Genomic DNA, 7,363 nt, shown 5'->3' on the forward strand with positions numbered 1-7,363 from the left:
CCGGCCGATGATCGGGCTTCCGTTCGACCCCGCGTTGACGGTGTTGCTCGTCGCGATCGCGTTCCTCTCGGGCATCGGTATCACGACGATCGGACCGGGCGGCATCTTCGTGACCATCGCCCTCTACTCCCTGACGCCGCTGGCCTCGAACCAGATCGCCGGGACGGCCCACGCGACGTTCGTCCTCACCGGTCTCGTCGGCAGCGCGGCCTACCTTCGGTCCGGTGAGATTCGAACCGGTGAGGGGCGGACGCTTGCGATCGTCCTCAGCCTCTCGAGCGTGCTGGGTGCACTCGCCGGGGCAGCGACAAACGCCGTCGTTTCCCGAGCGGTCTTCGGCGCGCTGCTTGGCTCCGTCGCGAACCTCGTCGGCGCGGTCATCCTCTATCGGGTTCGCCGCGGGTTCGGACCGGGTTACGCCCTCGAGGTGGACGCGGCAACTGGCCGGCTCGCGCTGGGGACGCTCGGCTTCGGACTCGGCGTGGCTAGCGGACTGCTCGGTATCGGGGGGCCCGTACTGGCGGTGCCGGCGCTGGTGCTCGTCGGCGTATCCATGCTGCGTGCGGTCGCGGTCGCACAGATGCAGTCGATCTTCATCGCGGCGTTCGCGACGGCGGGCTACGCGTTCCAGGCGTGCTCCTTCCACTGGCAGTCGTCGTCGGCACCCCGCTGTTGCTCGGCGTCGTCCTTCTGGCGGTCGGGCCGTACCTGGCGCTGTGACTGGGAGAGCGGCCGACGGTGATACTCGAGTCGAGTCGGTCACGGAGCAGACAGCGAAACGGAAGAGGCGTTCGTCAGGTCCTCGAGCCTGCAACGGCGAGCACCAGACTCACACACGCGGGGGCGCGAGCCTCGCTCGAGACCCTATGCCACGACCCAACTGGGACGCGGACGAGCACGATCCGGACGCGAAACACGACGAGCGAGGACACGCCGACGATGACCGGGCGGACCGGGACAGCATCGAGTACGAGCCCAACCGCGACGGGCGAGGCAGGGCGGTGTCGGGACTGGTCGTCCTGCTCGGTGTCGTCGCGATCGCGGGGGCGCTCGGGCTCGATTTCGCGGCGAGTCACGCCTGGAACGCCGGACTGATCGGTGCTGCGTTGGTCGTGTTCGGCGCGTACAACTACTACAGACGGACGGCGGCCGAACTCGGGAGCGCCGGCGTCGCGGCGCTGGCCGCGGCGGCGGGACTGTGGCTGCTCGCGTCGCCGTTCCTGTTCGGTCCCGAAACGGGGACCGCGGGGCCGACTGCCGCCGGAACCGCAGTCGGGACCTGGGTCCTACTGGTCGTCGGCTTCCTCGCGTTCTGTGGCGGTGCGTACGACGCCGCAACGATACGGAAACGCCGGCGGGAGGCGGACGCTCGACCGACGGCCGTCTACGACCGCCGCGGGCAGTAACCGCGCGGTCTCACACGCGAGCGGCCCGTTCTCGGTTACTCGGCTTCGAGCAACAGCGACTCACACAGCGTGTTCGGGCCCGCTTCCTCGAGCAATCGCCGCTGTCGTTGCGCACCGCTCTCGCGTTCGTACACGTCTTTGATCCCGTCGACGCCGAGCCGTTCGCACTCGCGGTCGACGAGTTCGCCCAGTTCGACGGTTCCCTCGAGGTCCCGATCGATCAGCGACGCCTCGTGTCCGTGACGGATCGCCCGCCACTTGTTCTCGTCGAGCAGTTCCCGGCGGTGACGGCTCGCGCTCGTACCGTCCTCGTACTCCTCGGCGAGGGCCTCGACGAGCGCGTGGGAGTACTCGACGAACGCCATCACGGCGTCCGGGTCGGCCTGGCCGTCCGGCGTCCGGATTTCGACGGTACCGTGGGCGGTGTGGGGCCGAACGTCGTACCAGAGTTCGCCCCGGTCGTTGATCGATTCGGTCTCGAGCATCCGGCGTTCGAACCGGTCGAACGCCTCGTAGTCCTCGAAGTAGGTCGGCATTCCCGTGTTCGGTAGCCCCTCGAAAATCTTCCCGCGGGCGGACTGGAGCCCAGTGTCGAACCCGTTCCAGAACGGTGAGTTGGCCGACAGCGCGAGCATGATCGGGACGTACCACCGCAACTCGTTTGCGATCCAGACGGCCTTGTCGGCGTCGTCGACGCCGACGTGGACGTGGAGACCGGCGGTCGTGTTCCGGTGTTGCGGGTACTGTATGCGGTCGAGTTGCGAGCGATAGCGGGGTTTCTCGGCGTGCTCGAGTTCGCGCCACCGTGCGAACGGGTGGAGGCCGGCGGCGGCGACGTCGTAGCCGTGTTCGTGGGCGTGATCGAGCAGCGCCCGTCTGATCTCGCGCAGCGTCTCGCGGGCGTCGCCGGGGTCTTCGATCAGGGGCGTCTGGGTCTCGATGACGAACTTGAACAGTTCGTGATCGAGCCGATCCGCGAGAATCTCGGGGGGATCACGCTCGTAGACGAGTTCGTCGGTGCCGCTCGTCGGTCGACCGCGCTCGTCGACGACGAAACACTCCTCTTCGATCCCCAGCGTGCCCATGCGCGTGAACGAATCCGGCGACCCGCGTTCCATCGTGTCCCCGTTTTGAGTCCGATAGTAAATACGGTTTGGAGTCGGAAGTATCGACCTGGGTCACCGATTTTCGTTCTCGTGTCGGAGACGATCGTCGATCGAAGCCATTTCGGAGTCGATACGAGACCGTATGGCGATTCCCTCGGACACCTCGGGCGGTCTCGAGCGGTGGAGGACCCTTCGTCCTCGAGCGCGTAGACCGAGCCGTCGTCGGCCAGCGGAGCGCTAGTCGTCCTCGAGCGCGTAGACCGAGCCGTCGCCGCTGCCGACGTAGACGACCCCGTCGACGACGGCGGGCGAACCGGCGACCCAGTTTTCGGCCGTAAACTCCCAGCGAACGTCGCCGGTCTCGGCCGCGAGCGCCGAGAGGGTTCCGTCCTCGTTACCGACGTAGAGGGTATCGCGGGCGAGTGCGGGACTGCTCCGGACCTCGAAAAAGCCCGTGTGGTACCAGTAGAACGTCTCCGGGCTGGGGGTACCACCCTCCGGGGCGTCACCGGGGGCCGCCGAGACGGCGTACACTCTGGTGTCGTAACTGCCGAAAAAGACCACGTCGTCGACGACCGCCGGGGAGCCGGTTACCGACCCCTCGGTGAGAAACTCCCATCGGAGGTCGCCCGAGTCGGCCTCGAGGGCGTAGCAACTGTCGTCGTTGCTACCGACGTAGACGACCCCGTCGACGACTGTGGGCCGGCTCTGGACCCAGTCGTCGGTTTCGAACGCCCACTCCTGGTCGCCCGAGTCGGCCTCGATCGCATACAGGTGGTTGTCCGTGCTTCCGGCGTAGACGGTGCCGTCGGCGACTGCGGGCGCTCGCTGGACGGACCCGCCGGTCTCGAACGCCCACTCCCGGTCGCCCGAATCGGCGTCGATCGCGTACACCGAACCGTCGTTGCTACCGACGTAGACGACCCCGTCGACGACTGCTGGACTGCTCGCGACCCCGCCCTCGGTCTCGAACGTCCACTCCCGGTCGCCCGAGTCGGCCTCGATCGCGTACACCGAACCGTCGGTGCTGCCGACGTAGACGACCCCGTCGACGACTGCCGGACTGCTCGAGACCTGGTCGCCGGTCGTGAACGCCCACTCCCGGTCGCCCGAATCGGCATCGATCGCGTACAGCGAGCCGTCGTTGCTACCGACGTAGACGACCCCGTCGACGACTGCCGGACTACTGTAGACCGGGCCGTCGGTTTCGAACTCCCAGCGCGCACCGACGGGGGAGTCTGCCGCCCCGTCTTCGGCCTCGTCTTCGTCTTCGTCTTCGTCGCCGTTGCCACCGCTACCACCCACGTCGGGCCCCGAGGCGGTCGTGTACCCCGTGTTTTCGGCGTCGAACTGGAACGTCGGCCAGGCGTCGGCTTCGCCTTCGTCTTCGTCCGGCTCCTCGAGCGAGATGTCGGGCGTCTCGTCGTCGGGGTTCGGCCCCTCCTGGGAATCACTGGCACAGCCGGCCAGCCCGACGGCCCCGACTACCGCGGCCGTCTGCAGGAACCCGCGCCGAGAGCGTACGTCTCTCATTGGCGGGTACCACTCGGTCCGTCCACATAGGTTTCTTGCATCGCGTTCCCCACGCACATTCGGTTCGGTGGGAATCAAAAACGACGAAAAAACGACGAAATAACGACGAAATAACGGCGATCACGTCGGTCACGTCGATTCAACCGGGTTCGGGACGGACGGGCTCATTCCTCGAGCGGTCGTGCGACGATCCCCAGGTGGTCCTCGTGGTAGGGCTCGAGTCGCTCCGTCTCGAGGAGGTCGTACCCCTCGGCGAGTTCCTCGCGAACGTCCGCGAAGACGTCTGCGGGGTCGCGAGTCACGTCCTCGCTGCGGGCCTTCACGGCCAGTAGGAGCCGACCGTCGTCGGCGAGGAACCGCCGGTTCTCGAGAGCGACGCGGGCCTGTCCGCGGGTCGCGACGTCCTGAACGATGGCATCGACGTCGGCCTCGACGACGTGGGCGTAGCTCCCGGGTTTTCGCGCGTCAGCCAGCAGCGGGAACAGGCGTGGTCGCGACTCGGCGGCGGAGAGCAGGTCTCGAGTCGGCCGCGGCGCGAACTCGACGGCGTAGGTCGGCCCCGCGAAGTCGGCGACGTGGCTCACCGTCGTTCCGCTCGCGGCACCCAGGTACAGCACCGTCTCGTCGGCCCCACCCGCGAGCCCGGTGTCCATCCCCGACTCGAGCATCGCGCCGAGTTTCGAGCGGTCGGGGTTCCAGGCGCGCCACTCCCCGTCGGTCGGCTCGCCGTAGACCGGCTCGCCCCAGGTGGCGAGCCGGTCCGTTCCCTGGATGTCGCGTCGCTCGACGCCGGTCGGCAGATCGTCACTCATCGGCCTCACCACCATCACTGCCGTCGCCGTCGGTCCGCGCCCGAATTGTCTCGAGTCGCTCCGCGAGTTCGGCGTCGAGTTCCGGCTTGCGCTCGCCCGAGTAGTGGTCGACGCGGGCCGCGATGGCGAGCTTGCCGGCAAGGGCTCGTGCCGCGGAGCCGCGCTCGCCAGGGTGAGTCCCCTGTACGGCGTCGTGGACGTAGATGACCCCGTGTTTCGGCGAGGGGGCGTGTCCCTGGAGGTGGGCGAACAGGGCGTCTTCGGCCCCTAGAACCTGGATCGTTCCGCTCGGTTTCTTCGCGAGTGCCTCGAGGCCGCCGGCAAGCGAGATCAGCCGTGCTGCGAGGACGGGGCCTGCAAGCGCCGCGAGGTTGGGCGCGACGGACGGGGTCTGTCGCTCGACGAACTCCCGGAGATCCGCCGCCTCGTCGGCGAGGGCGGCGACACGCTCGGCAAGCGAGAGGATGCGATCCGGGACGTCCTCGTGGTCGTCTTCGGCGGCCAGTTCCCGGGCGTACTCGACTCCCGTTCCGGCTTCGGGGTCGACGGTGCCGCCCCACTCGGACAGCCGCTCGGCGAGTTCGTTGGCCGTCCGCTCGCAGTCGTCCATCGCCCGCACGGCGTGGACGAGCTGGCGGTCGTCGGCCGCCTCGCGGTCGGTCACCTCGGCGCGAGCGGCCGCCGTCGTCGCCGCCTTCAGCAGCTCGTAGTAGTCCTCGGCGTCGTCGGCAACGCCCGACTCGACGGCAAGCGTCGGCCACTCCCGTGGCTCGTCGGCCGATCCGGTCCGGACGGCGTCGGCCGCCGCCTCAGGGTCCGTCGGATCGACGTCGGCGAACCAGCCCGATCTCTCGGGGTCAGTTGCGGTCATTACCCGTCAGTACTCGCCGGGCTTGTAAATGCGTTCTCGAAACGAGCGACGATCACGCCCTCGAATCGACCGGAGTCTCGCACAGTCGTTCGCGGGTAACCGAGTCCGAACCGACGCTATACGTCTTCTCTGACGGTGCTTCCGATCACGAGCGCAGCGCCGATGATCACGAGGTTCTTGACGATGTACTGTCCCTCGACGGTCAGCCCGTAGGGGAAAATCGTAAAGACGACACCGGGCAGGAACACGATCGGGAGGAACGTTCCCGGCAACTGGAGGAAAAGGAGGAAGATTCCCACGCGAATGAGCGGCCGATAGAGCAGACAGAGACCGATGAGAACCTCCCAGACACCGAGAACGGGGACGAACAGCTCCGGCGGAACCAGGTACACGGTTGCCGCGACGAGCTCCGCGGCGGGGCTGACGCCGAAGACCTTCAGCGCGCCGAACCAGACGAAGACGACGGCGACGGCGGCGCGCAACACTCCCATTCCCCATCGATTCATCCAGGCCGCGATCCTCGCGTCGAGTCGATCGAACCGCCGTCGGTACGCGCGGGCCCGTTCCGAGACCGTTTCTGCGGACATGATCCCGACGAATCTACGAGAGCGGGACCGAAAACGGTTCAGCCGGCACCGACGACGAATTCGAACTCGAACTCAAACTCGAACTCAAACTCGAGCCAGTCCGTGACCGACCGAAAGCCGTTGGCACGGCAATCGACTCGTCGAAGAGGCAGCCGCCTACGAGACGGTGTGTCCCGAGGCGAGGGAACGATTCCGGAACGGATCGTCGACGCCAGCGCCGGGACCGTCCTGCTGGCCCGCGGCAAACAGCGGTCCCCGCGGACGCTCCGCCAGGCGATCGTGCAGCGGTTAGAACGGAAACCAGCGGAGAAAACATACCGCTTACAAGGTGACGAATGAATACGTCAGTCAGATGCGAATCGTAATCGTCGGCGCTGGCGAGGTCGGCCGCGCTATCGCCAGCAACCTCGAAGACTCCCACGACATAGTCGTGATCGACCGCGATCCCGAGGTCGTCGAGGAGTTGACCTACGCTCTGGACGTTCTCGCGCTTCAGGGCGACGGTACGGAACTCGGAACGCTCGAGGAGGCCGACGTCAGTGCGGCCGATCTGGCCATCGCCTGTACGGACGACGACGAGGCGAACGTCGTCATCTGCGGTGCAGTCAAAACCGCAAGCGACGCGTTCACCATCGCTCGCGTACGCAGGCGGAGCCTGCTCGAGACCTGGGAGGGGTCCCAGGGGGCCTTCGGCGTCGATTTCATGGTGTGTACGGATCTGCTGACTGCGCGGACGATCGTCCGTATCTCCGATCTGCCGGCGACCCAGGACGTCGACGCGTTCGTCGGTGGCCTCGTCAGGATGGCGGAGTTCGAGATCGGTTCCGAGAGTCCCATCGCGGGGCTGACAGTCGAGGACGCCGACTGCTACGAGTCGTTGACGTTCGCCGGCGTCTTCCGTGGCGAGGAGATGATCGTCGCCACCGGCGAGACGGAGATCCGGCCCGGCGATCGGATCGTCGTCATCGGCAGTTCGGCGTCGGTCTCGGACTTCGCGACGGACGTCGTACCGGCGATGACCGACGACGGCAACGAGGTCGTCGTCGTG

Annotated in this window: 8 protein-coding genes and 1 pseudogene; 4 read left to right on the forward strand and 5 right to left on the reverse strand. The window is 67.2% G+C overall.

Annotated features, from left to right (window positions below):
• Positions 1-7 precede the first annotated feature (7 nt).
• Positions 8-720: pseudogene (locus C446_RS09435) on the forward strand (sulfite exporter TauE/SafE family protein).
• 146 nt (positions 721-866) lie between these two features.
• Complete coding sequence (locus C446_RS09440; RefSeq protein ID WP_006672861.1) at positions 867-1,406, forward strand: hypothetical protein; 540 nt, start codon at positions 867-869, stop codon at positions 1,404-1,406.
• Between the two features lie 35 nt (positions 1,407-1,441).
• Here C446_RS09440 and C446_RS09445 read toward each other — a convergent pair whose 3' ends face one another.
• The 5 genes from C446_RS09445 to C446_RS09465 all read right to left on the reverse strand — a co-directional run bounded on the left by C446_RS09445 (position 1,442) and on the right by C446_RS09465 (position 6,315).
• Positions 1,442-2,524 (reverse strand): glutamate--cysteine ligase, encoded by a 1,083-nt coding sequence (locus C446_RS09445; protein WP_006672862.1) that lies wholly within the window; start codon positions 2,522-2,524, stop codon positions 1,442-1,444.
• A 225-nt stretch (positions 2,525-2,749) separates the two neighbouring features.
• Positions 2,750-4,045 (reverse strand): outer membrane protein assembly factor BamB family protein, encoded by a 1,296-nt coding sequence (locus tag C446_RS09450; RefSeq protein ID WP_006672863.1) that lies wholly within the window; start codon positions 4,043-4,045, stop codon positions 2,750-2,752.
• 164 nt (positions 4,046-4,209) lie between these two features.
• The gene (locus tag C446_RS09455; protein ID WP_006672864.1) at positions 4,210-4,857 is read right to left on the reverse strand and encodes a fibrillarin-like rRNA/tRNA 2'-O-methyltransferase; all 648 of its coding nucleotides are present in this window, start codon (positions 4,855-4,857) and stop codon (positions 4,210-4,212) included.
• On the reverse strand, positions 4,850-5,728 hold the full coding sequence (locus C446_RS09460) for an NOP5/NOP56 family protein (protein WP_006672865.1): 879 nt from the start codon (positions 5,726-5,728) through the stop codon (positions 4,850-4,852). The genes C446_RS09455 and C446_RS09460 overlap by 8 nt, the downstream gene beginning before the upstream one ends.
• 116 nt (positions 5,729-5,844) lie before the next feature.
• Positions 5,845-6,315: a hypothetical protein gene (locus tag C446_RS09465; RefSeq protein ID WP_006672866.1), complete on the reverse strand. Its 471-nt coding sequence runs from the start codon at positions 6,313-6,315 to the stop codon at positions 5,845-5,847.
• Positions 6,316-6,483: 168 nt separating this feature from the next.
• Between C446_RS09465 and C446_RS19080 the strand changes: the two genes are divergently transcribed.
• Entirely contained in the window at positions 6,484-6,654 is a 171-nt protein-coding gene (locus C446_RS19080; RefSeq protein ID WP_160162965.1) for a hypothetical protein, read from the forward strand.
• Positions 6,655-6,667: 13 nt separating this feature from the next.
• On the forward strand, positions 6,668-7,363 hold a 696-nt coding region (gene trkA / locus C446_RS09470), incomplete at its 3' end, for a Trk system potassium transporter TrkA (RefSeq protein WP_006672867.1).

Source organism: Halobiforma nitratireducens JCM 10879, assembly GCF_000337895.1.
In the GTDB taxonomy this organism is placed as follows: domain Archaea; phylum Halobacteriota; class Halobacteria; order Halobacteriales; family Natrialbaceae; genus Natronobacterium; species Natronobacterium nitratireducens.

What these genes read in the sequence shown, in the direction of transcription:
- C446_RS09440 (WP_006672861.1), top strand. Translation starts at nt 867, where the DNA reads ATGCCACGACCCAACTGGGACGCGGACGAGCACGATCCGGACGCGAAA.
- C446_RS09445 (WP_006672862.1), bottom strand. Translation starts at nt 2,524, where the DNA reads ATGGAACGCGGGTCGCCGGATTCGTTCACGCGCATGGGCACGCTGGGG.
- C446_RS09460 (WP_006672865.1), bottom strand. Translation starts at nt 5,728, where the DNA reads ATGACCGCAACTGACCCCGAGAGATCGGGCTGGTTCGCCGACGTCGAT.
- C446_RS09465 (WP_006672866.1), bottom strand. Translation starts at nt 6,315, where the DNA reads ATGTCCGCAGAAACGGTCTCGGAACGGGCCCGCGCGTACCGACGGCGG.
- C446_RS09450 (WP_006672863.1), bottom strand. Translation starts at nt 4,045, where the DNA reads ATGAGAGACGTACGCTCTCGGCGCGGGTTCCTGCAGACGGCCGCGGTA.
- C446_RS09455 (WP_006672864.1), bottom strand. Translation starts at nt 4,857, where the DNA reads ATGAGTGACGATCTGCCGACCGGCGTCGAGCGACGCGACATCCAGGGA.